The 24,547-nt window shown below is 72.4% G+C and carries 22 protein-coding genes, 1 other RNA gene and 1 riboswitch; of the genes, 9 read left to right on the top strand and 14 right to left on the bottom strand.

The window, feature by feature from the left end; genetic code table 11:
• Positions 1 to 47: 47 nt before the first annotated feature.
• The 7 genes from CUC05_RS02085 to CUC05_RS02055 all read right to left on the bottom strand — a co-directional run bounded on the left by CUC05_RS02085 (position 48) and on the right by CUC05_RS02055 (position 9,874).
• A complete protein-coding gene (locus CUC05_RS02085) occupies positions 48 to 887 on the bottom strand; it encodes an ECF transporter S component (protein WP_240606181.1) in 840 nt (279 codons plus the stop codon).
• Entirely contained in the window at positions 884 to 2,578 is a 1,695-nt protein-coding gene (locus CUC05_RS02080) for an ABC transporter ATP-binding protein (protein ID WP_108664433.1), read from the bottom strand. The genes CUC05_RS02085 and CUC05_RS02080 overlap by 4 nt, the downstream gene beginning before the upstream one ends.
• Positions 2,575 to 3,627, bottom strand: a complete 1,053-nt coding sequence (locus CUC05_RS02075) for a CbiQ family ECF transporter T component (protein WP_108664432.1) — start codon at positions 3,625 to 3,627, stop codon at positions 2,575 to 2,577. Before CUC05_RS02075 ends, CUC05_RS02080 begins: the two co-directional genes overlap by 4 nt.
• Before the next feature lie 5 nt (positions 3,628 to 3,632).
• The gene (locus CUC05_RS02070) at positions 3,633 to 4,700 is read right to left on the bottom strand and encodes a hypothetical protein (RefSeq protein ID WP_108664431.1); all 1,068 of its coding nucleotides are present in this window, start codon (positions 4,698 to 4,700) and stop codon (positions 3,633 to 3,635) included.
• A 17-nt stretch (positions 4,701 to 4,717) separates the two neighbouring features.
• Positions 4,718 to 6,982 (bottom strand): cell wall-binding repeat-containing protein, encoded by a 2,265-nt coding sequence (locus tag CUC05_RS02065; RefSeq protein WP_157965116.1) that lies wholly within the window; start codon positions 6,980 to 6,982, stop codon positions 4,718 to 4,720.
• A 117-nt stretch (positions 6,983 to 7,099) separates the two neighbouring features.
• A riboswitch (cobalamin riboswitch) is annotated at positions 7,100 to 7,229 on the bottom strand.
• 68 nt (positions 7,230 to 7,297) lie between these two features.
• Positions 7,298 to 8,506, bottom strand: a complete 1,209-nt coding sequence (locus tag CUC05_RS02060) for an acyl-CoA dehydrogenase family protein (protein ID WP_108664429.1) — start codon at positions 8,504 to 8,506, stop codon at positions 7,298 to 7,300.
• Between the two features lie 60 nt (positions 8,507 to 8,566).
• Complete coding sequence (locus CUC05_RS02055) at positions 8,567 to 9,874, bottom strand: acyl-CoA dehydrogenase family protein (RefSeq protein WP_108664428.1); 1,308 nt, start codon at positions 9,872 to 9,874, stop codon at positions 8,567 to 8,569.
• A gap of 148 nt (positions 9,875 to 10,022) precedes the next feature.
• Between CUC05_RS02055 and CUC05_RS02050 the strand changes: the two genes are divergently transcribed.
• From CUC05_RS02050 to CUC05_RS02035, 4 genes are all read left to right on the top strand, one after another.
• Positions 10,023 to 11,318: an acetyl-CoA C-acetyltransferase gene (locus CUC05_RS02050; protein ID WP_240606180.1), complete on the top strand. Its 1,296-nt coding sequence runs from the start codon at positions 10,023 to 10,025 to the stop codon at positions 11,316 to 11,318.
• A gap of 151 nt (positions 11,319 to 11,469) precedes the next feature.
• Positions 11,470 to 12,819 carry a 3-oxoacyl-ACP reductase gene (locus tag CUC05_RS02045; RefSeq protein ID WP_108664426.1) on the top strand — a complete coding sequence of 450 codons (1,350 nt, stop codon included), beginning with the start codon at positions 11,470 to 11,472 and terminating at the stop codon, positions 12,817 to 12,819.
• A 7-nt stretch (positions 12,820 to 12,826) separates the two neighbouring features.
• Positions 12,827 to 13,735 (top strand): MaoC/PaaZ C-terminal domain-containing protein, encoded by a 909-nt coding sequence (locus CUC05_RS02040; protein WP_108664425.1) that lies wholly within the window; start codon positions 12,827 to 12,829, stop codon positions 13,733 to 13,735.
• 49 nt (positions 13,736 to 13,784) lie between these two features.
• Positions 13,785 to 14,258, top strand: a complete 474-nt coding sequence (locus tag CUC05_RS02035) for a hypothetical protein (RefSeq protein WP_157965115.1) — start codon at positions 13,785 to 13,787, stop codon at positions 14,256 to 14,258.
• A 13-nt stretch (positions 14,259 to 14,271) separates the two neighbouring features.
• Here the strand turns inward: CUC05_RS02035 and CUC05_RS02030 are convergent, their stop codons facing one another.
• From CUC05_RS02030 to CUC05_RS02010, 5 genes are all read right to left on the bottom strand, one after another.
• A complete protein-coding gene (locus CUC05_RS02030; protein ID WP_240606179.1) occupies positions 14,272 to 15,210 on the bottom strand; it encodes a PLP-dependent cysteine synthase family protein in 939 nt (312 codons plus the stop codon).
• Positions 15,211 to 15,235: 25 nt separating this feature from the next.
• A complete protein-coding gene (locus tag CUC05_RS02025; RefSeq protein WP_108664422.1) occupies positions 15,236 to 15,514 on the bottom strand; it encodes a ubiquitin-like small modifier protein 1 in 279 nt (92 codons plus the stop codon).
• Between the two features lie 73 nt (positions 15,515 to 15,587).
• Positions 15,588 to 16,040 (bottom strand): M67 family metallopeptidase, encoded by a 453-nt coding sequence (locus tag CUC05_RS02020; protein WP_205712089.1) that lies wholly within the window; start codon positions 16,038 to 16,040, stop codon positions 15,588 to 15,590.
• Positions 16,041 to 16,050: 10 nt separating this feature from the next.
• Positions 16,051 to 17,112, bottom strand: coding sequence for a selenide, water dikinase SelD (selD, locus tag CUC05_RS02015; protein ID WP_108664420.1), 1,062 nt, complete (start codon positions 17,110 to 17,112; stop codon positions 16,051 to 16,053).
• An 11-nt stretch (positions 17,113 to 17,123) separates the two neighbouring features.
• Complete coding sequence (locus CUC05_RS02010; RefSeq protein ID WP_157965114.1) at positions 17,124 to 18,503, bottom strand: sensor histidine kinase; 1,380 nt, start codon at positions 18,501 to 18,503, stop codon at positions 17,124 to 17,126.
• Between the two features lie 133 nt (positions 18,504 to 18,636).
• On the opposite strand from CUC05_RS02010, the gene CUC05_RS02005 reads away from it, so the two are divergent.
• The 4 genes from CUC05_RS02005 (at position 18,637) to CUC05_RS01990 (ending at position 22,565) form a co-directional block, all read left to right on the top strand.
• Positions 18,637 to 19,515, top strand: a complete 879-nt coding sequence (locus CUC05_RS02005) for a thioesterase family protein (RefSeq protein WP_157965113.1) — start codon at positions 18,637 to 18,639, stop codon at positions 19,513 to 19,515.
• Between the two features lie 103 nt (positions 19,516 to 19,618).
• A complete protein-coding gene (locus CUC05_RS02000) occupies positions 19,619 to 20,251 on the top strand; it encodes a hypothetical protein (RefSeq protein WP_157965112.1) in 633 nt (210 codons plus the stop codon).
• 62 nt (positions 20,252 to 20,313) lie between these two features.
• A complete protein-coding gene (locus CUC05_RS01995) occupies positions 20,314 to 21,000 on the top strand; it encodes a metal-dependent hydrolase (RefSeq protein ID WP_108664416.1) in 687 nt (228 codons plus the stop codon).
• A gap of 11 nt (positions 21,001 to 21,011) precedes the next feature.
• Positions 21,012 to 22,565, top strand: coding sequence for a DEAD/DEAH box helicase (locus tag CUC05_RS01990; RefSeq protein WP_108664415.1), 1,554 nt, complete (start codon positions 21,012 to 21,014; stop codon positions 22,563 to 22,565).
• A gap of 24 nt (positions 22,566 to 22,589) precedes the next feature.
• On the opposite strand, the gene heR is transcribed toward CUC05_RS01990, so the two are convergent.
• Positions 22,590 to 23,393: a heliorhodopsin HeR gene (gene heR, locus CUC05_RS01985; protein WP_157965111.1), complete on the bottom strand. Its 804-nt coding sequence runs from the start codon at positions 23,391 to 23,393 to the stop codon at positions 22,590 to 22,592.
• A gap of 391 nt (positions 23,394 to 23,784) precedes the next feature.
• On the opposite strand from heR, the gene CUC05_RS01980 reads away from it, so the two are divergent.
• Positions 23,785 to 23,997 (top strand): HNH endonuclease, encoded by a 213-nt coding sequence (locus CUC05_RS01980; RefSeq protein ID WP_205712088.1) that lies wholly within the window; start codon positions 23,785 to 23,787, stop codon positions 23,995 to 23,997.
• A gap of 44 nt (positions 23,998 to 24,041) precedes the next feature.
• On the opposite strand, the gene ssrA is transcribed toward CUC05_RS01980, so the two are convergent.
• Positions 24,042 to 24,396: a transfer-messenger RNA gene (gene ssrA / locus CUC05_RS01975) on the bottom strand.
• Positions 24,397 to 24,547: the final 151 nt, after the last annotated feature.

Below are 24,547 nucleotides of genomic sequence, written 5' to 3'. Positions count from 1 at the left end.
GTGGCCACGGGGCTCCCGTCGAGCACTGTGGTTGCGCCGGCCGGGCGTCAGGCGTCCTCGAAGACGACGGGAGCACCGAAGGCCGCACGCCTGGTGGCGCGCCGCAGCGCCACCAGGACGGCCGGACCCAGCAGGGCGATCGCGAGCACGTTGGTGATCGCCCGGCCGGTGTCCCATCCCAGTGCGGACGTGGTGATCGTGTACAGCACGAACCGCTGCAGGTTCTCCAGCACCGCCCCCCCGGGCACGTAGGACAGCCCCGTGTCCGCCCCCAGCGCGAACGGCCAGAACGACAGGTTCATGAGGAACCCGAAGGCGTAGGCCACGACGACGCCGTGCACGCAGAGCAGCACGATCTCGGCCCGCCCCCGGAGACCACGGAAGGGCAACATCCCGGCGGTCATGCCGATCCACGCCGACGCCAGCATCTGGAAGGGCAGCCAGGGCCCCACCCCACCGGTCAGGAGGGCCGAGGCGAACAACGTCGTGCACCCCAGCACGAAGCCAGCCCCGGGCCCAAGGACCCGGCCACCCAGCACGAGGAGGAAGAACACCAGCTCGATCCCGGCCGTACCGGCACCGAGGGGGCGAAGCACCGCCCCGACGGCCGACAGGATGCCCAGCAGGGCCAGCGACTTGGCGTCGAGGCCCCCGTCGGCGAGGTCGGCCAGCACCACGGCCAGCACCATCGGGACGACAAGCACGAACACGAACGGGGCGTCGGTGGTGTGGGACCACCCGGGCCCCGGTCGCAGCAGCAGCGGCCAGCAGAACAACGCGAGCCCCAGCACGGTCGCCACACCCAGCAGCACCGCGGTACGGCGCCCCAGGCCGACGACCGGCGTGGTCGCTGGGTGCGGACCCGGCCGCAGCGCGGTCTCGCTCACGTCGACGCCCCCGCCCGGTCCTGCAGCGCCGCCATGATCTGGTCGACGGTCAACCAGCGGTGGGGGTGCATGACCTTGGCCACCTGCGGGGCGAACATCGGGGAGGCACCGATCACCGTTGCCGCGGGACCGTCGGCGATCACGTGGGCCTGTGACATCACGACGACCCGGTCACAGGTGCCGGCGGCGAACTCCACGTCATGGGTGGCGACCACGACGGCCAGCCCGTCGGCGGCCAGCCGTGCGAGGACCCCGGTCAGCCGGTCCTTGGCGGCGTAGTCCAGGCCGCGCGTCGGTTCGTCGAGCAGCAGCACCGATGGCGCCGCGGCGAGCTGGACGGCCAGGACGAGGGCCAGGCGCTGCCCTTCGGACAGGTCGCGTGGGTGGCGCTCGTCGGGGACGTCGCCGACCAGCTGGTCGAGGAGGTCACGGCACGTTCCCGGCGCGACCTCGCCGTGCTGGTCGGCGATCGCGAGCTCCTCCCCCACGGTGGCGGCGTACAGCAGGTCACTGGGGGTCTGGGGGACCAACGCCACCAGCCGTCGCGCGGCGGCCGGGGACAGCTCGGCCGGATCGCGCTGGTCGACGGTCACCGTCCCCCCATCACGCGTGCCGCTGCCCTGCAGGGCCCACAGGAGCGAGGACTTGCCCGAGCCGTTGCGGCCCATCAGGCCGACGACCTGTCCCGGGGGGACCGCCAGGTCGACCCCGTCGACGGCGAGGACGTCGCCGTGGCGAACGACCAGGTCGTGGGCGAGGAGCGCCGGAGGCGGGCCGGAGGCGGCGGATGCGCGTCGGCCGGACCGCAGCCACCGACGGGGGGTGGTGGCGGTGTCGGGCTCGGTGACCGTGACCTCGGGGGCGGAGTCGGTCGGCGAAGCCCCCAGGCTGTCGCGCAGCGAGGTCGCGCGGCGGCGGGCGTCGCGCACCGACAGCGGGACCGGCGTCCAGCCCAGCGCGCGGCCGAGGTGGACGACCGGGGGCGCGACGGCGGCGTCGGCGGCGATCCGGCCCGGTTCGCCGCTGCGGATGGTGCCGTCCGTTCGGACCTCCACGAGGGTGTCGGCGTGCTGCAGGATCCGCTCCAGCCGGTGCTCGGCGACGACGGCGGTGACCCCGAGGTCGTGGACCAGGCGGGTCACGGCGGCCAGCACCTCCTCCGCGGCGGTGGGGTCCAGCGCGGATGTCGGTTCGTCGAGGACCAGCACACGTGGGCCTGCGGCCAGGACGGCGCCGATGGCGACCCGCTGCTGCTGTCCGCCGGACAGGGTGCGCAGCGGACGGTCGCGGAGGTCGGCCAGCCCGAGCAGGTCCAGCATCTCCTCGACCCGCTTGCGCATCGCCGCGGCGTCGACGCCGAGCTGCTCCATGCCGAAGGCGATCTCGTCGGTCACGATGTCGGTGGCGAACCCGGCCAGCGGGTCCTGCCCCACGGTGCCGACCACGTCGGCCAGCTCTCGTGGCGGATGGTCGCGCGTGTCGCGCCCGGCGACGACGACGCGTCCCTGGAGCAGCCCACCGGTGAAGTGGGGCACGAGGCCGCTGATGGCGCCGAGGAGGGTGGACTTGCCGACGCCGGTTGCCCCGACGACGACGCACAGCTCGGCCTCCTCGACGTGGAGGTCGATCCCGCGGAGGGCGGGCCGGTCCGACCCGGCGTGGGTGATGGTCACCCGGTGCAGGTCGATCATCGGCGACGACCGTTCGGAAGGGCGGCCGGGAGCAGCGCGACCAGCACGCCGGCGGTGGCGAGGATCGGGAGGACCGGCCACGCGAAGGGCTGCACGGTCGGGAACAGCAGGTCCGGCGCGCGCCCTCCCGCAACGACCACGGTCACGGCGGCGGTCAGCCCGGCTGCGGCCACGACCGTTTCGGTCGGGCCCCAGCGGTCGGGCCGGTGGACCGTCCGCTGGACGCGCGCGCCGGCGGAGCGGAGGCCGAGCGCCACCATGCCGACCCCGAGCAAGAGCGCGGGCAGCCCGAGCACGGCGGGGGAGGCCGCGTCGAGCTGGCCGTAGGTGCCGACCACGAGCAGGACCAGTCCCCCGAGCAGCAGCAGGGCGGTGCGTCGGCGATCCACCGGAGGGACGTGGGCCCGCCGGCCGTATCCACGGGTGTCCATGGCGGCGGCCAGGGCCAGGGACCGGTCCAGTGCGTCCTCGAGCACGGGGACCAGCACGCGACGCAGTCCACGGAGGCCGCGCACGGGGTCCTCGCCCCGCAGCCGCCTGGCTCGGCGGACCCGCTGGACACTCTCCACCAGCTGCGGGGCGACGGTGAGGGCGACGACGACGGTGGTCCCCAGCTCGTGCAGGGCCGCCGGCACCTGCCGCAGCAGCCGCTTGGGGTCCGCCAGCAGGTTCGCGGCGCCGATGCACAGCAGCAGCGTGGCCAGGCGCAGCGCGTCGTAGAACGCGGCGAGCAGGACCTCACGGGTGACGGGGCCACCCAGCCGGATCCCGGCGACGACATCGGGCAGCGGGATCTCGGGCAGGACGAACAGCACGGTGGTTCCGGCCCCTCCGCCGACGGCCACGGCGAAGAGCAGGCGGATGACGATGACCAGGCCGGCAAGGAAGAGGTAGGTCCGAAGGCCCAGCGCCCACGGCGCATCGGTGCGGCGGGCGACGACGACCAGCAGGGCCACGGCGAGCACAAGCCCGAGCAGCAGCGGGTTGGTCGTGCGGCTGGCGGCAGCAGCAAGCCCCAGTGCCCACAGCCACCAGGCGCCGGGGTGCATCGCGATCAGGGCTCCCTGCGGCGAACGACCACGACACCGGCGGCGCCGAGCACGGCCACGAGCACCGACGCGCCGACGACCGTGCCGACGGGCGAACCCTCGTCGACGGCCAGCCCGGACGGGGTCGAGGTCGCCGGGGGCGTCGTGGGCGGCCCGGTCGGGTCGGCCTCGGTCGGTTCGGCCTCCGCCAGCTCGTCGTCGGGCGGCCCGGTCGGGGCCGTGGTGGTGGTCTCGGTCGGCGTCGGTGTGGTGGTGGGCGCGGGTGTGGCCGTCCGTGTGGGTGTGGCGGTCGGCGTCGCGCTGGCCTCCTCAGCGGGCGCCGCGCTCGCCGGCGCGGCCGTGGGGACCGGCCGTTCGGTCGCGGCAGCAGGCGCCAGCGCGGGCGTGCCCTGCGGGTCGGTGCTGGCCTGACCGTCGGCGGTGCCCTGCCCGTTCCCGTCGCCGTCCTGCCCGCCGCCCTGTCCGTCGCCCCCGGTTGCAGGGGCGGGGGTGGCCGCGGCGGGCGGCGCTGGCGGCGCCGACGTCGGTGTCGGGTCCGGGCCGGGGGTGGGCTCCGGCGCGGCTGCCCGAGCGGGCGGCGCCGTGCGTGGAGGCGTGCGATCCGGGCCTGCCGGGTCAACGTTGTACGACCAGCCCTCGACGCTTCCCGGGGCCGGGGTACGGCTCCCGGCGCCGGACGTGGAGTAGGCCCAGTCGCCACCGCGGTCGGCGTGCCAGTAGGACCAGAACGCATCGGCGGGTGGGGTATCGGCGCACCCGCGGTCGGCAGGCCGTCCGTCGATCCGGCAGACGAAGCCCGGCTGCGTGGTGACGGTGGTGTACCCGAATCCGGCCTGCTGGAGGGCATCGAAGCCCGATCCCACCGGGCCGGGGGCACAGCCGATGACCGTGCCACCACCCAGCGACTGGAAGTCCACGACGACCGTGACCCCCGTCTGGTCGGGACACGCGCCGCCCTGCGACCGCGCGGGCCCGGCCATGGGCCCGCCCAGCAGGGCGAGCAGGCCGACGAGCAGGGCGAGCGACAGGCCGGCCACGACCGACGCCGACGTGTGCAGCGACGTCACGGTCATCGGCCGGCCCCGTGACATCAGGCGCAGCCCTCCCCGGTGATGGCGTCGGCGACCGCGTTGGCCACACCAGCCGACACGGCGGCCTCGCCGCCGTAGACGAAGGCCTGCTCGACGCTGTCGGTTCCGCACAGGTAGGCGGCCACGTCGGCGGACAATCCGTCTGTCGGGGTGATGAGCAAGGGGGCGCCCAGGCCAGCCGCGTGCCGGCCACCGGCCAGCGCGTCGGCGAAGTCGTCGCGACGGGCGATACCGACGCTGGTCGGGCCGTCGAAGAACGCTTCGGCCACCGCGACGGCGGTGCCCTCTCGGGTGGCACCCACGATGGGGTTGGCGTCGGGGTAGGCCGTGGCCGCCGGGCCGCCGACGGCATGCACGGTGGCGTCGGCGTGGGCCTCGATCCAAGCGTCGACCGCATCGTGCGGCGCGCCGGACGGGGTCAGGAGGACCACACCCTCGCCGGTGGCCGCTGCGGCCGTGCCAGCGGCCAGCGCGTCGGCGAAGTCGAAGGCAGTGGTCAGCAGGATGTCGGTGGGTTCGGTCCCACGGACGGCGACGACGGCGTCGGCAACGGCCGTGGCGGTGGTGATGCGGTCGGCACCGCTGACGCGCTCGACGGTGTAGCCGAGCGCCTCGATTCCGGCGACCACGTCGTCCCCGAGCGCGGCGGTGCCGCCCAGGACGTGCACGGTCGACTCCGCGGGAAGGACCCGCTGGATCTCCTCGGCCACGGCGTCGGCCAGCGCGTCCGCGCCGCTGATGAGCAACGGCCCACCGACGGCAACCGCCAGCGGGGTCCCGGCAAGCGCGTCGGCGAAGGAGTCGGCGCGGGCCACGACCAGCCCGGTCGCCGCACCATCGGCCACGGTGGCCCGGCTGACCGCGATGGCGGTCTCGATGCGGCCGGCCTCGGCGACGCGCGTCAGCGTGCCGTCGGTGGCGGCGGCAACCGACGGGGCGGACCCGTCGGAGTAGACCCAGCCCTCGACGTCGCCGGGAGCGGGGTCAGAGGTGTCGGCACCGACCTGGTAGCCGGTCCACGATCCGTCGGCGTTGCCGAAGAAGTACGCCCAGTACTGCCCCTCGAACGGCTGCTCGCAGGCCAGCTCGGGCAGGCCCTCGATGGCGCAGACGAACTCGCCGAAGTCGCTGGAGGACGTGGTGATGTCGAAGGCCGCCTCGCGAAGGGCGTCCAGGCCCGACGCCGGATCCCCCGGCGCACAGCCGGTGAGGACCTCGCCACCGTCGAAGAAGGTCAGGTCGACGGTGACGGTGACGCCCTCGGCGTCGGTGCAGGCACCGCTGACGGGCTCCTCGATCGCAGGGGCGGCGATGGACGGGAACGCGGGGGCCCCGAGGGCAAGGATCCCCTGGGTAGTGGCCAGCAGCAGCGAGCCGTCGTCGTCGACGGTGTAGGCGATGGCGCCGGCCTCGGGGTCCTCGGCGGGCTTCTGCAGGGTGATGACGAACTCGGCCGCCGCGTCGGCGGCGTCGGTCAGGTCGAGGGCCCGGAGTGTCTGGGCGGCAAGGCCGGTGGAGTTGGCGTTGCCACCGAACGAGCCGTCATCGGCCTGCTGGTCGGCGAGCCATGTCGCGGCGGCATCGCGCTCGTCGGCGGTCGGCTCGATGTCGAGGAGGCCCTGCACGGCCATCGCGGTGGTGTCGATGTCGCCGCCCGCGGGGGTCTGACACGGCATGGACACGCCAGCCATCTCCGTCAGCCCGTTCTCCCAGCCGCCGTCGGGGCAGCGGCGGTCCGCCAGCCACGTCGCGGCGGCCTCGGGCACGCCACCAGCGGTGGTGGCCAGCGCCTGCAGCGCCAGGGACTGGGTGAAGACGGTGGCGTCGGCGAACCGGCCGGCGTCTCCGCCGTCGGTGGCCATCAGGGCGCGCAGCTCGGCCTCGAGGTCGGTTCCCCCGACGTCGGTGTAGTCGCCACCGCTGGCCCGGAGGCCCAGCATGGCCTTGGCGGTCTGGCCCTCGTCGGGCGTCTCGACCTCGTCGAGGTAGGCCACGACGGCGGCTTCGAGCTCGGCACGGATGGTGGCGACGGTGTCACCGTGGAGGCCGGCACCGGACAGCGCGAAGATCACGTCGGCCATGCCACCGGGGCTGGTGACCCTGCCCTCGGCGTGCTGGTCGACGAGCCACGCGGCGGCAGCCGATGCGGCGGCCTGCTGATCGCTGGCGTCCTGCGCCTCGGCGGGCGCGGCGGGAAGGGCGAGAAGGGTGGCAACGAGCGCGCACAGCGCGGCCACCACGGTGACCCGGGTACGGATCGACACGACGGACGTCATTCGGGGAGTTGCTTTCTCGGTGGGGGCCCAGCGGGCCCATCACCGGCGGCTCCACCTGTGGCGTCGGGGCCGGCATGGGCTCCGTCCGCAGACCACGACGGTGTGAGGAGCCTGTCACCTGCGCAGGCATTCCGGCTTGCACCACGTTCGATGGTGCCCACGGTTGCGGGTCAGCGCCGGACTCGGACCGGCTTCCCCTTTGCAGGACCGTCCCACCGCAGACGGCGGGACGACCACGAACGGTAGGTCCCCGCCCCCACGCCGGTCAACTCGGCATCGGGACGGGGAGCTCCCGACGAACGGTCAGCGCAGCTCCGCCGACGACAGGCCGAGCAGGCGGCGGGCGATGATCAGCAGCTGGATCTGCTGGGTGCCCTCGAAGATGTCGAGGATCTTGGCGTCACGGGCCCACTTCTCCAGCAGCTCGGTCTCGCCGTAGCCAACGGGACCGCACAGCTGCACGCAGCGCAGGGCGACGTCGACGACCATGCGGCCGGCCTTGGCCTTGGCGTAGCTGGCCTCCAGCGAGTTGGGCTTGGCGTTGTCGGCCATCCAGGCAGCCTTCAGCGTCAGCAGCCGGGCGGCCTCGAAGTCGGCTTCCATGTCCAGCAGCGCCTGGGCGGCCGCGGACTGGCTGTGCGCGGGCTTGTCCCAGTCGACCTCGACGCCGGCCTCGGCCAGCAGCTCACGGGTGCGCTCCAGGCAGGCCTCGGCGACACCGATGCCCATGCTGGCGACCAGCGGACGGGTGTTGTCGAAGGTCTGCATCGCCCCGGCGAAGCCCGACTCGACGCTGACCTCGGGGTCACCCAGCAGGTTCTCCGCAGGCACCCGACAGTCCTCCAGGACGAACTGGGCGGTGTCGGAGGCACGGATGCCGAGCTTGTCCTCGCTCCGCACGAAGTTGAGGCCGGGGGTGCCCTTCTCGACGACGAAGCTCTTGATCGCCGCCTTGCCCAGGTCCTTGTCCAGCGTGGCCCAGACGACGAGCAGGTCGGCCCGCTCGCCGGCGGTGATGAAGATCTTGGTGCCGTTGAGGATGTAGTGGTCGCCGTCGCGGACCGCCGTGGTGTTGATGGCGGAGGAGTCCGACCCGGCGTCGGGCTCGGTGATGGCCATGGCGGCCCACTTGCCCTTGAACCGCTCCATCTGCTCCTCCGAGGCCACCGAGGCGATCGCGGAGTTGCCCAGCCCCTGGCCGGGGATGGTCAGCATCAGGCCGAGGTCGCCCTTGGCGGCCTCCTTGATGGACAGCACCGTCGACATGTTCGAGGCGTTGCGGTTCTCGCCGTTGGTCGGCTTCTCGCGCTTCACACCGGTGGCGCCGGTGCCCTTCATGGACCCGGACTCCTCCATGCCGGCCATGGCGGCGGCCAGCATGTCGAGCTCCTTGGCGTAGGTGTGCTCGTCACGGTCGTACTGGCGGCTGATCGGCCGCAGGACGTGCTCGGCGACGGCCTTGGCCTGGTCGATGGCCGGGGTGAACTTCTTGGGGACTTCGAGGTTGATCACGGTGTGCTCCCTTGGATCCTGGTGTCGTGGTCGCGGTCGGGGTGTGGTCGTGGTCCGGTGCTAGACCAGGACCATCCCGTCGACGACGGCGGCGGCGCGCAGGTCGCGGTACCACCGCTCCACCGGGTGCTCCTTGACGTAGCCGTGGCCACCGAGCAGCTGCACGCCGTCGGAGCCGATCTGCATGCCCTTCTCCTCGGCCAGGCGAGCCGCGACGGCGGCTTCACGGGCGAACGGCTTGCCCTGGTCGGCCAGCGACGCGGCGCGGTAGGTGGCAAGGCGCATGCCCTCCAGCTCCACGCCGATGTTGGCGACGGTGAAGGCAACGGCCTGCCGGTTGGCGATGGGCTCGCCGAAGGCGTGGCGTTCCTTCACGTAGGGGATGACGTAGTCGAGGACCGCCTGCGCGGTACCGACGGCAAGGGCGGCCCAGGCGATGCGCGTCCGGGCGATCATCTCGCTGTGGACCTCGGGGGCACCGTCGCCGAGCAGGTTGGCGGCGGGCACGCGCACGCCCTCCAGCAGCAGCTCGCCGGACGCCGTCGCGCGCACGCCCATGGTCGGTTCGGCCTTGACGGCCAGCCCGGCGGTGCCGGCCTCGACCAGGACCAGCGCGGGGCCGGATCCCTCGAGGTCGGCCGACACCAGGTACAGGTCGCAGCGGTCGACGTGGGCGACCAACGCCTTGACGCCGTCGAGGACCAGCTCGTCACCCTCCCGGCGAGCGGTGGTGCGCAGCACCGTGGGGTCGAACAGCGGGTGCGGCTCGCTGATCGCCAGCGCCGCGGTCGGCGGGTTGTCCTCGGTGAACGCCGGCAGGAAGCGGGCCTGCTGGTCGGCATCCCCCCAGAGCGACAGGGCCGAGGCGACGGCCGCGGGGGCCATGATGCCGGCGGTCAGGCCCATGTCGCCGGCGGCCATGGCCTCCAGCGCCAGGACGCTCGTGACGGCGGACCGCTCGTCGACGACGCCGCCGAGGTCGCTGGGGATGCCCAGGACCATGGCGCCCATCTCGTTGGCCATCGCCCGCAGCTTGTCCGGGGTGGTGCACGTGTCGTCGGCCTCCCGCGCCGCGGGACGCAGGTGGGTCTCGGCGAAGTCGCCGAACCCCTCCACGAGCATCTGCTGCTCCTCGTCGGGGGTCAGGTCGAACAGCGTCGCGCCGCCCTCGACCGGGGCCTGCCGGGCAGCCCTGCCACCGTTGATCGCCTTGCTGGCCTTCGCGAACTGCCGGCCGGCGCCGACGGCGGCGGTGAAGCCGTTGCGGGTGCTGGACTGCACCAGCGCCTCGACGCGCTCGCGCAGGCCGTAACGGTCGAGCAGCTCGCTGCTGGCCAGACGGCGAAGCCCGCCGAGGGCCAAGCCCATTCCATCTCCTGCCAAGCTCATGTGGGATCCTCCAGAGGGCCGGGTACATGCACCCCGACCCCGATTTGGTCGAAGGGTGCTACCAACGGTAGCGTTACCGCAGGTTACAGCAACAGATCCACCCCATGTCAAGTCAAGGAGCACACCCGTGAGCCAGACTCCCCGGGACGCCGTGATCGTCGGCGGCAACCGCATCCCGTTCGCCCGTTCCAACACGGCCTACAGCAAGGCCAGCAACCAGGACATGCTGACCGCGGCCCTCGACGGCCTCGTCGCCCGCTTCGGGCTGGCCGGTCAGCGCCTCGGTGAGGTGGCCGGCGGCGCGGTGCTCAAGCACGCCCGCGACTTCAACCTCGTCCGCGAGTCGGTGCTGGGCAGCGCGCTGTCCCCCGAGACGCCCGCCTTCGACATCCAGAAGGCCTGCGACACCTCGCTGGAGGCCACCATCGCGGTGGCCAACAAGATCCGCCTCGGCCAGATCGACTCGGGCATCGCCTGCGGCGTCGACACGACCTCCGACGCGCCGGTGGCGCTGAACGAGGACCTGCGCCACGTGCTCATGGAGGCCAACCGCGCCAAGGGTCCGATGGACTACGTCAAGCTGCTCGGCAGCCTGCGGCCCGACCAGATCGTGCCGGAGATCCCCCGCAACGCCGAGGCCCGGACGGGCATGGCGATGGGCGACCACCAGGCCATCACCACCGCCGAGTGGGGCATCTCCCGCGAGGCGCAGGACGAGCTGGCCGTGGCCAGCCACCGCAACCTGGCAGCCGCCTACGACCGCGGCTTCTTCGACGACCTGATGACCCCGTTCCTGGGGCTGTCGAAGGACAACAACCTGCGGCCCGACAGCAACGTGGAGAAGCTGGCGACCCTGAAGCCCGTCTTCGGTGACCGCGAGACCGGCACCATGACGGCCGCCAACTCCACTCCCCTGACCGACGGTGCGGCAGCCGTGCTGCTGTCGACCCGCGAGTGGGCGGCCGAGCACGACCTGCCGGTGCTGGCCCGCTTCGTCGACGCCGAGTCCGCCGCGGTCGACTACGTGCACGGCCACGAGGGCCTGCTGATGGCCCCCGCCTACGCCGTGCCCCGCATGCTCGCCCGCAACGGCCTGACCCTGCAGGACTTCGACCTCTACGAGATCCACGAGGCGTTCGCCTCCACCGTGCTGTCGACGCTGGCCGCCTGGGACGACAAGACGTTCTGCACCGAGAAGCTCGGCTTGGACGACACCCTCGGCACCATCGACATGGACAAGCTGAACGTCGCCGGGTCGTCGCTGGCCACCGGCCACCCCTTCGCCGCCACCGGTGCCCGCATCGTGGCGACCACCGCCAAGCTGCTGGCCGAGCGCGACGACTGGACCAACGGCGGCCGTGCGCTGATCAGCGTCTGTGCGGCCGGCGGCAACGGCCTGGTCGCCATCGTCGAGCGCGCGTAACCCCTCCCACGGTGTGTCGTCGAACCGGCCGCATGACGCCGCTGGGCGACACACCGGCCTGACCAGCCCTCCCCCAACACCCCCTGTGTCGCCGAACCGGCCACATGACGCGATCGGGCGACACACCTCTCCACCCGAGGAGCACCCCAACATGGCAGATCGTTACACCCAGTTCGTCAACTCCCAGATCGGTGAGAAGCTGGCCGACCTCGTCGGCCTGCCCAAGCCCTCGACCCTGCGCCGCCACGAGCCCGGCCAGCCCCTCCTGGAGGGTGCCGTCCTGCTCGGCGGCGACGGCCGGCTGCGCGAGACCGTCGCGAAGGCGCTGGCCGCCGCCGACGTCGAGGTGCACACCGAGCTCGCCGACGCCGAGGACACCCCGCGCTACGCCGCGCTGGTGTTCGACGCGACCGGCCTGACCAGCAGCGACCAGCTGGTCGCCCTGTACGACTTCTTCCACACCACCATCCGCCGGCTCGGCGCCAGCGCCCGCGTCGTGGTCCTCGGCACCGTGCCGACCGCAACCGACTCCCCGGCCGAGCACACCGCGCAGCGCAGCCTGGAGGGCTTCGTCCGCTCCATCGCCAAGGAGCTGCGTGCCGGGGGCACCGCCAACCTGGTCGAGGTGCACCCGGGCGCCGAGGCCGGCGTCGGTGCCCCGCTGCGCTTCCTGCTGAGCGGCCGGTCGGCCTTCGTGTCCGGCCAGCGGTTCACCGTCGGCCCGCGGACCGAGCACCCGCCGGTCGTCCCCACCGACACCGACCGGCCCCACGACGGCAAGGTCGCCGTGGTCACCGGTGCGGCCCGTGGCATCGGCGCGGCCATCGCCCGCACCCTCGCCCGCGACGGCGCGACCGTCGTCTGCCTGGACCTGCCGTCGGCCGGTGACGACCTCGCGAAGGTCGCCAACGACGTGGGCGGCACGGCCCTGCAGGTCGACATCACCGCCGACGACGCGGCCCGGACGATCATCGACCACGCCACCGAGCGCCACGGCGGCATCGACATCGTGGTCCACAACGCCGGGGTCACCCGCGACAAGACCATGGCGGGCATGGACGAGAAGCGCTGGAACATGGTCCTCGACATCAACCTGTCGGCCATCGAGCGCATCAACGACGCCCTGCTGGCCTCCGACGTCCTCGAGGCCGGCGCGCGAATCGTGTGCGTGTCGTCGATGTCGGGCATCGCCGGCAACCGTGGCCAGTCCAACTACGCCGCGTCCAAGGCGGGGGTCATCGGCCACGTGGCCGCGCTGGCCCCGACGCTGGCCGACCGCGGCATCACCATCAACGCGGTTGCCCCCGGGTTCATCGAGACCAAGATGACCGACGCCATGCCGGTCGCGACCCGCGAGGTCGGCCGCAGGCTCAACAGCCTGTCGCAGGGTGGCCAGCCCGTCGACGTGGCCGAGACGATCGGCTTCTTCGCCGGACCGGACGCCGCATGGCTGAACGGCACTACCGTCCGCGTGTGCGGGCAGAACCTGCTGGGGGCGTGATCCGCTGATGGCCGACACCACCGACCGGCCCGAGACCGCACCGACGGTCATCGAGCTCGACAGCCCGCCCGACCTGACGCCGATGCTGGCGAAGGTGGCGGCGGGGGCCCTCCCGCTGCCCGGTCGCGGCGGCGGGAAGGGCGACGCGGGGTTGCCCGACACCACCGTCGTGCTGCACGACGCGACCGTGGACCTCGACCACCTGGCGTCCTACGCCGAGGTGTGCGGGTTCCGCCTGGGGTCGACCCTGCCCCCCACCTACCTGCACATGCTGGGGTTCCCCCTGTCGGTGCAGCTGATGACCCGCGACGACTTCCCGTTCGGACTGATGGGGATGGTGCACGTCGCCAACCGCATCACCCAGCACCGTCCCGTCGGTGTCGGGGAGACGCTGGAGCTGACCGCATCGGTCACCAACCTGCGCCCCCACCCGAAGGGGAGGCAGATGGACAACGTCGTCGTCGCCACCGTCGACGGCGCGACCGTCTGGGAGTCCACCAGCACCTACCTCACGCGTGGGTCCGGCGCGGACGAGGCTGCCAAGGGCAGCAGCGTGGACGTCGAGGTCGCCACCCTGCCCCTCACGGGCCTGTGGCGGGTCCCCGGCGACATCGGTCGTCGGTACGGCGCCGTCTCGGGTGACCGCAACCCCATCCACATGTCCGGCCTGACCGCGAAGGCGTTCGGCTTCCCCAAGGCCATCGCCCACGGCATGTGGACCAAGGCCCGGGCGCTGGCGGGCCTCGAGGGCGGCATCCCCGCGGCCTGCGACATCGACGTGGCCTTCAAGCTGCCGCTGCTGCTGCCCCGCACCGTGGAGTACGCCACCCAGCGCACCGACGACGGCGGCTGGACGTTCGGCGTCCGCAGCCGCGACGGCAAGCCGCACCTGGCGGGGACCGTCACACCCCGCTGAGGCACCACACGCGGCGGTCGAGCGGACGGGCTGGCAGGCTCTCGGGGCGATGCGTCCTCCCCCGCTCGACCGTCGTGTGGTGCTGCGGCAGCCGTGGGCCATCCGGTCCGCTGGCGCCTCGGCCCTGATCGTCCTGGTCGCCATGGCCATCCCCGGCACGATCGCCATCGTGCTGGTCCCGGAGAACCCACGAGAGGGATGGCTGGCGGTCACGCTGGCCGTGGTCATCTGGACGTGGTTGGCGGCGCGTTGGCGTTCGGCCGCCATCGTGCTGGACCCCGACGCCCTGCGACGCCCGGGACCACGGCCGCCGTCGGGTGGGCCACGCGTGCTGGCGTGGGCAGAGGTCGACGAGCTGCGATGGGAGACCGTCCGTGGTGGTGGACGCAGACCCGTGACCACGCACCTGCTCCACGCCATCAGCGGGGATCGGCGTGTGCGCCTGACTCGTTATCCGGCGAGCGACTCCGACCGGACCGGGTACGACCAGCGGTTGCGTGACGCCGGCGTCGTGACCGGGTGACCTGTTCGGCCCCTCAGGCCCAGAGGGTGTCGGCGATCGACTCGGCGATGTCCTCGACGTTGCCGCCGGCGTAGGCGCCGGTGGAGAGGTACTTCCAGCCGCCGTCGGGTGAGATGGCGACGATCTTCGACCCCTTCGGCAGGCGGCCGCAGACGCGGATCGCGACGGCCAGCGACGCCCCCGTGGACACGCCGGCGAAGATGCCCTCCTCGGCGGCCAGCGCACGGGTCGCCCGCAGGGCCTTCAGGGAGTCGACCTTGATGCGGCTGTCGAGCACCGACTGGTCCAGGACCTCGGGCACGTAGCCCTCGTCGAGGTTGCGCAACCCGTAGACGAGGTCGCCGTACTGCGGTTCGGCGGCGTAGACCTTGATGTCGGGGTCGTGGGCCTTCAGCCGGGTACCCACGCCGGTGACGGTCCCGCCGGTGCCGAGGCCCGCCACGAAGGCGGTGATGTCGGGCAGGTCCGCCAGGATCTCGGGGCCGGTCGTCTCGTAGTGCGCCTGCGGGTTGGCCTGGTTGCCGTACTGGAACGGCATGTACAGGTCGGGGTCTGCGGCAGCCATCTCGCGGGCCACCCGGACCGAGCCGTTGGAGCCCTCGTTGGCCGGCGACAGGACGATGTCGACGCCGAACAGCTCGAGGATCTGCCGACGTTCCTCGGACGTGTTCTCCGGCATGACGCAGGTCAGCTTGTAGCCACGCGGGGCGCAGAGGGCGGCCAGGGCGATGCCGGTGTTGCCCGACGTCGGTTCGAGGATGCGGGAGCCCTCGTGGAGCAGCCCCTGCCGTTCGGCGGACTCGATCAGGTACTTGGCGACGCGATCCTTGATGGACCCCGTCGGGTTGTGCCCCTCCAGCTTGAGGTGGATCTCGTAGCCGTCCGGGGACAGGTTCGGCAGCCGCACCAAGGGGGTGCGGCCGACGGCGTCGGCGATCGAACGGGCGAGCACGAGGGCAGGGGCCAGCAGCTGCGGGCTAGCAGCCGCCCGCGACGGCCGGCAGGATCGCGATCTCGTCACCATCGGCCAGGGCGGTGTCGGCCCCGTCGAGGAAGCGGACGTCCTCGTCGTTGAGGTAGACGTTGACGAACTTCGCGAGCTGTCCGTCGTCGGCGGTGACGGCGTCGGTCAGGCCCTCGTAGCGGGTCGACAGGTCGTCGATGAGCGCCTTGAGGGTTGCGCCGTCGCCTTCGACGGCCTTCTCGCCACCGGTGTGCTTGCGGAGGACTGTGGGGATGCGGACCGTGACGGCCATGGGGGGTGCCTTTCGTGGTCGCGCGGCCCGTGCCGAGGGTGCGGCGGGCCTGCGTGGTGAACGGTTTACGACGTTAACGCGGGCCCTGGGGCTGGGCTTCCTGCGCAACGGTGAGAACTCGTTCGCTGACCTGTCCATCGGTGATGTCGTATGCCCGGATGACCGGGTCGGGGTCCTGCAGGCTGACGATGATCGCGACGATCCCCGGCCAGTACGCCGACTGCTCGATGTCGGTGGGCGAGGGGTAGGCCTCGGTGTGGGTGTGGCAGTGCCAGATGGCCGCCCACTCGAGGTCCTCGTCGTCCATCTCCCGCATCGCCTTCAGCTGCGCCTTCGGCTCCATGCGGAACCACGTCATCGAGCGGTCGGCGTTGGGGATCGGCCAGTGACGGACCAGGCGTCCCTCGTCGTCGGCGGCCAGCAGGCCACAGGTCTCGAACGGCGTGTCGCTGCGGGCATGCGCGACCATCTCGTCGCGGATGTGTGGCGGCAGCTCCAGGGTGCCGTGCATGGGCGCAACAGTCATCGACGGCAGGCTACCCGGCGACGTCGGTCGGGCCTCCGCGGCTGATGGTCATGGTGCCGACGGTGTCGGCGGTGACGACGCCCACGACGGCCGCCGGGTGGCCCCGCTCGACCAGCCAGCGGACCGCCTCGTCGGCGCGCTCGGGCGTGGCACCGAACAGCAGGCCGCCGGACGTCTGGGCGTCGGCCAGCAGCATCACCGCGTCGCCGGTGACCCCGTCATCCACCACGAGGCGCTCCTCCACCCACTCGTGGTTGCGTCGGGTGCCGCCGGAGACCATGCCGGCCGCGATCCCCTCGACGGCGCCCGGAAGCGCCGGCGCCCGGTCGGCCCACACGGTCGCCGCCACCCCGCTCGCGTCGAGCATCTTGCGCAGGTGGCCGAGCAGCCCGAAGCCCGTGACGTCGGTGCACGCCGACGCGTCGGCGTCCCGGGCCGCGGTGGCGGCGTCGGCGTTGAGCGTGCACATCGAGGCCACGGCGGCCTCCAGGGCCCCGGGAGCCGGCTGCCCGTGCTTGACCGCGGTCGTGATGACCCCGGTGCCCAGCGCCTTGGTCAGCACGAGGTGGTCGCCGGTCCGCAGGCCGGCGTTGGTCAGCACCCGGTCGGGGTGCACCTCGCCGATGACGGCCTGCCCGTACTTGGGTTCGGCGTCGTCGATGGAGTGGCCGCCCACGGCGAGCCACCCTCCCTCGGCCGCCGCGTCGGCGCCGCCCGCCAGCACCTCCGCCAGCAGGTCGTTGCCGAGCGCGTCGGTGGGCCAGGCCACGAGGTTGAGGGCGAACAGGGGGCGTCCACCCATCGCGTAGACGTCGCTTGCCGCGTTGGTCGCGGCGATGCGGCCCCAGGTCCGGGCGTCGTCGACGATCGGGGTGAAGAAGTCGGTGGTGGCGACCAGCGCTCGGTCGTCGGTCAGGCGCCAGACGGCGGCGTCGTCACCGGCGTCGGTGCCGACGAGCAGGTCGGGGTGGCGGGGCGGGGCGACGCGGGCGAGGATGTCGGCGAGCTGGCCTGGGCCGATCTTGCATCCACACCCGGCGCCGTGGCTGAACTCGGTCAGGCGGCGGGTCATGGCGTGGGAGCCTATGCCCGGTGCGGCGCCGTCCGTGCATCGACGGCCGGCTCGTCGGACTCACCGACCACGCCCACGACCCGCGCGGGTCCTGCCGGAAGGGTCACGCCGAGCACGACGAGGCCGTCCTGGCAGCGCAGCTCCAGCGACCCCCCGTGGGCGTCACAGAGCTTGCGGACGACGTGCAACCCCAGGCCGATGCCGTCGTGGGGGCGTGTGTCGGACAGGTCGACCTGCACGAACCGGGCGAAGATCTGCTCGCGCATGTGCTCGGGGACCTCGGGCCCGTGGTTGGTGAAGACCAGGGCGATCTCCTCCCCCGCGGTGCGGCCGCGGATGCGCAGCGCGGTCCCCGGGTCGGCGAACTTCATCCCGTTGTCGACGAGGTTGCCGAGCAGCAGCCGCAGGTGTTCGCGCGACATGCGGGCCGTCATGTCCTCGGGCACGTCGACCTCGACGTCGGTCGCGCCGTCCTCCCCGCCGGCGAACTCCTCCACCAGCCGTTCGATGGTCGCACGGATCGGGAAGTACCGCTCGGTGTGTGGCTCGACGTCCATCGTGGCGGCCAGCATGTTGCCGATCAGCCGTGACAGTCGCAGGCCGTTGCGTTCGATCCTGTCCGCCGACAGCTCGACCATCTCCGCGGGCAGCTGACCCATCGACGCCGATCGGCGCAGGGTCTGGGAGAACCCGATGATTGCGGTGAGGGGGGTGCGGAACTCGTGGCTGACGACCGCCAGCAGCTCGTCCTTCAGCCGTTCGGTGTCCTGCATGCGCGAGAGCATGGTGCGCTGCACGGCGACCATCTCCTGCATGGAGGCCTCACCGACGAGCTGGTCGGCCTCGCTGAAGCGCCACCAGAGGAGGTGCAGGGCCATGGCGGCGAGGAGGAGCAGCAGCTGCCCGACGACGAACGCCGTCGGCCGGGTGGCGGCCATGGTCGCGGAGGAGGAGACCAGGCCCACGGCGGGGCCGACCGCTGCGACGCCGACGCCGACGAGGGCGGCGGTAGCAGCCCCGGCGTAGGGGCGGCGTTCCTGGTACAGCGCGACGACGCCGAGGAGGATGGCGCTGCTCAGCAGGATCCCGTCGGCGCCGTCCGTGGCGACCCAGGCGGCGACGGGGACGATGCCCAGGGCGGTCGCGGCGAGCGTCCGGGCAGCCAGCCGGTCGCCCATCGCCGTCGCGGCCGTCACCATGGCGCCGACGACCGCGCTGGCGGTCAGCGCCGGGGCCGGGTCCGCCCCGACGAGGAGACCCGACAACAGCGGCACCGCCGCACAGACGATGCCGACGAGGAGCACGGCACGATGTCGTCGTCCGGTTCGGCGCACGTCCAGCGTCGCGCCTCGGGGAAGGAGCTCCCCCAGACGTCGACGTGTGTCGCGCATGCGGGTCGCGCGAGCAGACGCAGGCCGCTGCACCCTGCCATCCTCACCCACCGCAGCGGTGAAGTCACGCACGAGCAAGCTGCCTGTTCGCACTAGTTCCACCGGTCCGGGGGCCGGTGGCTACGATCCGCCGGTGACCGCAGACGCCTTCTTCACCACGATCGACGACCGCATCCCCGACGGCGACCGCCCCGGAGGTGCCCGTCCCAGCAGTGGGCCTGCCGGGCGTGACGCCGCGATCCTCGTCGTGGCCGCCAACGAGATCGCGGTCGGCCCATGGGACCCGGGCGCCCTGCACGCCGGCCCACCGTCGGCGCTGCTGCACGCGGCCATGCGACGGCACCACGACCCCGAGGGCCGGATCACCACGCGGGTCAGCTACGAGATCCTCCGCCCGGTGCCCCTCGGACGCCTCTCGGTCCGGACACACGTCCAGCGACCGGGCAGGAAGGTCGAGCTCGTCGCAGCCGAGCTGGCCGACGACGACGGGACCGTCGTGATGACGGCGGCGGAGTGGCGGATCCGCACCACGCCGCTGGACCTCGGCGTGGGGATCGAGGGCGAGCCGATGCCCGGCCCCGACGGGCTGCCCGCATCGGTCGGCTTCTTCAAGCAGGTCCCGGAGGGTGGCTACGTCTCGACGATGGAGTCACGGTTCGTCGAGGGCGGCTGGGAGGTGCCCGGCCCGGCCCGGGCGTGGATGCGCATGCCGGTGCGACTGCTCGACGACGAGGACCTGACCGGGGTGGATCGCCTGCTCGTGTCGGCGGACTCCGGCAACGGGGTGTCGGCCCGCAGCGGCCCGGGAACCGCCCTCGGCGAGGACGGGCTGTTCGTCAACGTCGACCTGACGGTGCACCTGACCCGCGAACCCCGGGGTGAGTGGATCGGGCTGGACGCCCACACGGTGCTCACCGACCACGGGGTCGGCCACGCCCACTCCGTCCTGCACGACCTGGACGGTCCCGTCGGCCGTGCCAGCCAGTCGTTGATCGTCGACCGTCCCGGCTGACGCGGCCCGTCGGCACCCAACGGCAGGACCGACCAACGAGAACCGCTCGTTCAACGTCGGGCGCCGGCGTGCCGATACAGGGAACGTGAGCCTCTCCAGCCCGGTGACTGCCACCACGACACGTCGTGGGGGCTTCTGGCCGACGGCACCCGAACGGGAGTGGTGGCACCACGCCATCGGACTGCCCGTCGTGCTGCTGCTCGGGTGGTACGCGTTCGTCCGGGGCACCCGCGTCCCGGTGCTCGGCTGGATCGACCTGGCCGTGCACGAGTTCGGCCATGTCGCCTTCGCGTGGCTCCCGCGGGCGGGGATGTTGACCATGGGCAGCGGGACGCAGGTGCTCGTGCCGTTGGTGGTGGCCGCCGGGTTGTGGTGGAGGTCCCGGGATCGGCTGGGGGCGGCGCTGGCCCTCGGGTGGGCCTCGACGTCGGCCCAGGACGCCTCGGTCTACATCGCCGACGCCCCCGTCCAGCGGCTGCCGCTGATCGGTGGCGTCCACGACTGGGGCACGCTGCTCGGTCCGCGTCACCTGGACGCCATGTGGGCCGCCGACGACCTCGCACGGCTGGCGTGGGGGTCCGGGCTGGTGCTGTGGCTGGGCGCCGTGGCGGTGCTCGCGGTGGAGATCGTGCGCCTGCGGTCGTCGAGGTCCGGCGGAGGCACCCCCTCCGGCGATCCGTCGGGCCTCCCGGACGACGACCCGCCCACGACCTGGTCGCTGCCGGCGGCGAGCTGAACGTCACACCCCGGTTCCACACTGGGCGACGTGATCCACGACCCCCACCCCGGCGCCCGCTGATGCAGGCCAAGGGGCATGCGCTGTCGGGGGCCGCGACCTTCCTCGCCGTCGCCCCGACGCTGTCGATCCCTCCAGCGGCGGTGCTGGTCGGCACGCTGCTGTGCGCCGGGGCGGCGACGGCGCCGGACCTGGACCATCCCGGATCGACGATCACCCGAACCGGTGGACTGGCCACGCGGGCCGTGGGTGTCGCCATCCGGGCGCTCGCCGGAGGGCACCGGCAGGCGACCCACAGCCTGCTGTTCGTCGCAGCCGCCGCGTCGGCGGTCCACCTGTTCGTGGTCGGCCCACCTGCCGTCGTGCCGGCTGCCGCCATCGTGGGCGGCCTCGTCGCCGTCGCGGGGCCGCTGCTCGCGGCGTCCTTCGGTGGCCGCGTGTCGCTGCTCGGCTTCGTCGTGGCCGCGGCCGGGTGCGCCGGGCTCGTCCTCGGCGGTCGCGTCCCGATCAATGACTGGTTCACCGTCGCCGTGGCGGGCGGCCTGCTGGTCCACGTCGTCGGGGACATGCTGACGCCCGAGGGTGTGCCGCTCCTGTGGCCGTGGCGCCGTCGGTTCGGGGTCGGGCTGTTCCGGACCGCCGGGATCGCCGAGCAGGTCGTCACCGTTGCCCTGGCCCTGGCGACGTTCGGGCTGGCGGTCCGCGCGTTGCTGTGGGCACACGGCGTCGATGTCGCAGGCCCCGGGTAGCGTCCTCCGGGATGCGAACCGTGGAAGACGTGGCCGCCGAGGTCCTGGCCGACAACCCCGATGGCCTGCCCACGCCCAGGCTGGTCAGGGCGGTGAAGGCCTCGGGCGTGCCCGCCTCGCGTCCGGCGCTCGAGCGGGCGCTGGTCAGGGACGCCCGGTTCCATCGCGAGGACGTGCTGGGCAAGCCGACCTGGATCCTCCTGGACGAGCCCGTCACCGCTGCCCCGGACGCGCCGGTCGTGCCGTCCACCAGCCCCCTGGACGGCCTCGCCCTTCGCGACTGGCAGATCGCGGCCTTCGCGTCGTGGGCGCAGGCCGGCTGTCGCGGTGTGGTCGAGGCGGTCACGGGCACCGGCAAGACGCGGCTGGCCATCGCCGCGATCCGGGCGTGCCTGGCCCAGGACGGTCGGGCGCTGGTCATCGTGCCGACCCTGGACCTGCTGACGCAGTGGCAACGCCAGCTGCACGAGCTGGTCCCGAGCGCACGCGTCGGCCAGCTCGGCGGCGGTCGGGCCGACGACCTGCACGAGCACCACGTGGTCATCGCCACGCCGCACTCGGCTGCGTCGCTGCCCGTCGACCTGCCGGCAGGCGCCGTCGGGCTGCTGGTGGCCGACGAGGCCCATCGCTACGGCGCCCCCACCTGGGGCGAGGCGCTGAAGCCGGCGTTCGCGATGCGGCTGGCGCTGACGGCCACCTACGAACGCAACGACGAGGGGCTGGTGGAGGTGCTGGCGCCCTACTTCGGCGGGGTCGTGCAGTCGTACTCCTTCGCCGACGCCGCGGCGGACGGCGTCATCGCCCCGTTCGACGTCACCTTCGTCGGTGTCCCGCTGACCGACGGCGAACGGTCCGCCTACGACAACGCCGACGGACAGGTCCGGCAGCACCGCAAGGAGCTGGTCGCCCACGGGCTGCCGAAGTCGCCACTGGAGCTGATCGCGGCTGCTGCGGCGCTGTCCGCGGGGGCGGAGGGCAAGCCGAACACCAGGGTGCGTCGTGAGGTCGTCGCCGCACGGGCGTTCCTGTCGGCGCTGCGCCGACGACGCGACGTCGCCGCCCAGGCCGACGCCAAGCTGCAGGTGGTCCATGCCCTCGCCCCGTCGCTGGCCGCCGAGGGCACGCGAGGGCTGGTCTTCACCGACACCGTCGAGCAGGCCGAGCTCGCGGCCATCGCGCTGCGCCGCCACGACGTGCCGGCCGAGGAGATCCACGGCGACCTGCCCAAGGACAAGCGCCGCATCCGCCTGGCGCAGTTCCGCAACGGCAACCTCCAGGTCGTGGTGGCGCCGCGGGTCCTCGACGAGGGGGTCGACGTGCCGGACGCCGAGCTCGCGCTGGTGCTGGCCGCGTTCCGGACACGCCGGCAGATGATCCAGCGGCTCGGTCGGGTCCTCCGGCTGAAGGACGACGGCCGGGCGGCCCGGCTGCTGGTGGCCTTCGCCGTCGACACCCGGGAGGACCCAGCGCACGGGGCGCAGGAGGACTTCATCAACGAGGTCATCGACGTCGCACGGTCGGTCCGGACGATCGGCCTCGCCGACCTGGGCGGGACTGGCCGCTGAGCGACCCGTGACGCCCGACCGGGATCAGGTCGGGACCAGCGTGTTGGCGAAGACCTGCCAGGCCAGGACGCTCTTTGCCGTGATGCTCAGCCAGACGTAGACCCGTTCGCCGAAGAGGTAGTCACGCCAGCGGCCGACCTGGCGGTACTGCAGCCACTGGTTGACCGCGAAGCAGTTGAAGAAGGCGAAGAGGCTGACGAAGATCCCGTACACGAACGTGGGCACGGCCGAGCCGGCGCCGATGACCTGGAACCCGATCAGCGCCCAGGGGACGATGCCGAGCACACAGCCGAACACGAAGGCCGTCCAGCGGGTCTCGGCCAGCCGCCGGTTGTGCAGCTCCATCATCCAGCCGAAGAGGATCATGCCGGCGTTGACGGCGAACAGTGCCCCGAGGGCCACGACGTCGGTGATGCCGGGCAGGAGGGCGATCAGGACGATCATCCACGACGCCGACAGGGAGTACTCCACCCAGCGGGCACGGTTGATGCCGCCGGCGAGGTCGCGGGCGTAGCGGCCGAACCACAGGGGTGAGGCGACCACGAAGTGGGCGATCGCCGAGAGGATCAGGAAGGCTGCGACCGCGGGCCCGAGGGGCAGCTCGAACAGCGTCTCGGCAGCCGGCAGCGGGCTGCCCGGCGGACCATCGGGGAACGTCGCCGTGATCGGCACGGCGAAGTCGTTGGACAACGCGAGCATCGCGGCCGCCGACCCCGCATGCAGCAACCCCACGAGCAGGTTGAGCCGTCGCAGGCCCCCCAGCGCGCTGCTGGGAACAACCAGCTCGTCCGTCGAGATCGACTGGTCAACGAGCGGTTCCACGGACATGCATCCGAGGGTGCCCTTGGCGGCGGGTGATCAACCGCGCAAGCGATGGGTCGCACGAACCGGTGTCACACCCATGGACCATCATCGCCGGATGGCCGCGATCAACGATGCCAACGTCCCCGAACCTGCCAACGTCCCCGAACCTCGAGGGTGCCGCTCGTGCAGCCGAGTCTTCGTGCCGTCCTCGCGACATCGTGACTGCCCGTCCTGTCGCTCACGCGACCGGTGCGAATGCGGCGCCCCGAAGCAGCGACGCTCTGCGGTGTGCACGGGATGCCGACGGAGTTCGGGCCAGCACAACGGCAACTGGAAGGGCGGAGTCACGTATCACAAGAAGGGATACGTCATGCGGCGGGCGCCTGAGCATCCACGTGCACGGTCCTCGCCCTACGTGTTCGAGCACATCCTCGTCATGGAGGAACACCTCGGTCGATACTTGACCGACGAGGAGAACGTGCATCACCTCAACGGGGTCAAGGATGACAACCGAGTGGAGAACCTGGAGCTGTGGACGAAGCCACACCCCTCGGGAATCCGGGTGGAGGATGCCGTCGCGTGGGCGAAGGAGATCCTCCAGAAATACGATCTGCCGAGTCAGAGCTGAACGCCCGCAAGACGCCTCGTGAACCGGTGGTCCATCAAGTCGTCTTGGAGGCGGGGGGAGTCGAACCCCCGTCCGAATGTCTCGTCCTCGAGAGCGCTACGAGCGTAGGACCAAGAATATTGTCGGGCGGAGGCCTCCTTGGTCCAGATCTGCCTTCCGCCGTACCCCACGGTTAGGTGTCCCGCTCAGCCCATGGAGACGGCTGTGCGGTGGAGCCTGATTGCGATGTCCGACCCCTTGCCTCAGGCGGTGGCTCGGGCGGACAGGCGCTTAGTTAAGCAGCCAGGGCGAAGTTGTCTTCGGCACCTAATAGGTTGCAGAGCGGATTAACGAGGCAGCCCTACATCCTCGGCTCGCTCTCTCGAAGTCGACCGACACCCGTCGAAACCAGTCGCCCCCGGAGATCGAAGGTCGCTATGCAGTTGTCGATCGTCCCGCCCGGGTATGGCGGGAGCCACTCAACGTAGCAGGTGCTGGCCGTCCTGCAACCCGCGGCGGTCGTCGACCGGACCCACGATCAGACCGCGTCCGGGTGGGGCTCAAGTTCCAC

The organism is Euzebya rosea, assembly GCF_003073135.1.
In the GTDB taxonomy this organism is placed as follows: domain Bacteria; phylum Actinomycetota; class Nitriliruptoria; order Euzebyales; family Euzebyaceae; genus Euzebya; species Euzebya rosea.
This window is presented reverse-complemented; position numbering and strand designations above follow the sequence as displayed.

Excerpts from the sequence above, each read along its gene's own strand:
- CUC05_RS01995 (WP_108664416.1), top strand. The coding sequence starts at position 20,314 with ATGCAGGCCAAGGGGCATGCGCTGTCGGGGGCCGCGACCTTCCTCGCC.
- selD (WP_108664420.1), bottom strand. The coding sequence starts at position 17,112 with ATGACCCGCCGCCTGACCGAGTTCAGCCACGGCGCCGGGTGTGGATGC.
- CUC05_RS02020 (WP_205712089.1), bottom strand. The coding sequence starts at position 16,040 with ATGACTGTTGCGCCCATGCACGGCACCCTGGAGCTGCCGCCACACATC.
- CUC05_RS02010 (WP_157965114.1), bottom strand. The coding sequence starts at position 18,503 with ATGCGCGACACACGTCGACGTCTGGGGGAGCTCCTTCCCCGAGGCGCG.
- CUC05_RS02045 (WP_108664426.1), top strand. The coding sequence starts at position 11,470 with ATGGCAGATCGTTACACCCAGTTCGTCAACTCCCAGATCGGTGAGAAG.
- CUC05_RS02025 (WP_108664422.1), bottom strand. The coding sequence starts at position 15,514 with ATGGCCGTCACGGTCCGCATCCCCACAGTCCTCCGCAAGCACACCGGT.
- CUC05_RS02040 (WP_108664425.1), top strand. The coding sequence starts at position 12,827 with ATGGCCGACACCACCGACCGGCCCGAGACCGCACCGACGGTCATCGAG.
- CUC05_RS02035 (WP_157965115.1), top strand. The coding sequence starts at position 13,785 with ATGCGTCCTCCCCCGCTCGACCGTCGTGTGGTGCTGCGGCAGCCGTGG.
- CUC05_RS02070 (WP_108664431.1), bottom strand. The coding sequence starts at position 4,700 with ATGACCGTGACGTCGCTGCACACGTCGGCGTCGGTCGTGGCCGGCCTG.
- CUC05_RS01990 (WP_108664415.1), top strand. The coding sequence starts at position 21,012 with ATGCGAACCGTGGAAGACGTGGCCGCCGAGGTCCTGGCCGACAACCCC.
- CUC05_RS02075 (WP_108664432.1), bottom strand. The coding sequence starts at position 3,627 with ATGCACCCCGGCGCCTGGTGGCTGTGGGCACTGGGGCTTGCTGCTGCC.
- heR (WP_157965111.1), bottom strand. The coding sequence starts at position 23,393 with ATGTCCGTGGAACCGCTCGTTGACCAGTCGATCTCGACGGACGAGCTG.
- CUC05_RS02055 (WP_108664428.1), bottom strand. The coding sequence starts at position 9,874 with ATGGGCTTGGCCCTCGGCGGGCTTCGCCGTCTGGCCAGCAGCGAGCTG.
- CUC05_RS02080 (WP_108664433.1), bottom strand. The coding sequence starts at position 2,578 with ATGATCGACCTGCACCGGGTGACCATCACCCACGCCGGGTCGGACCGG.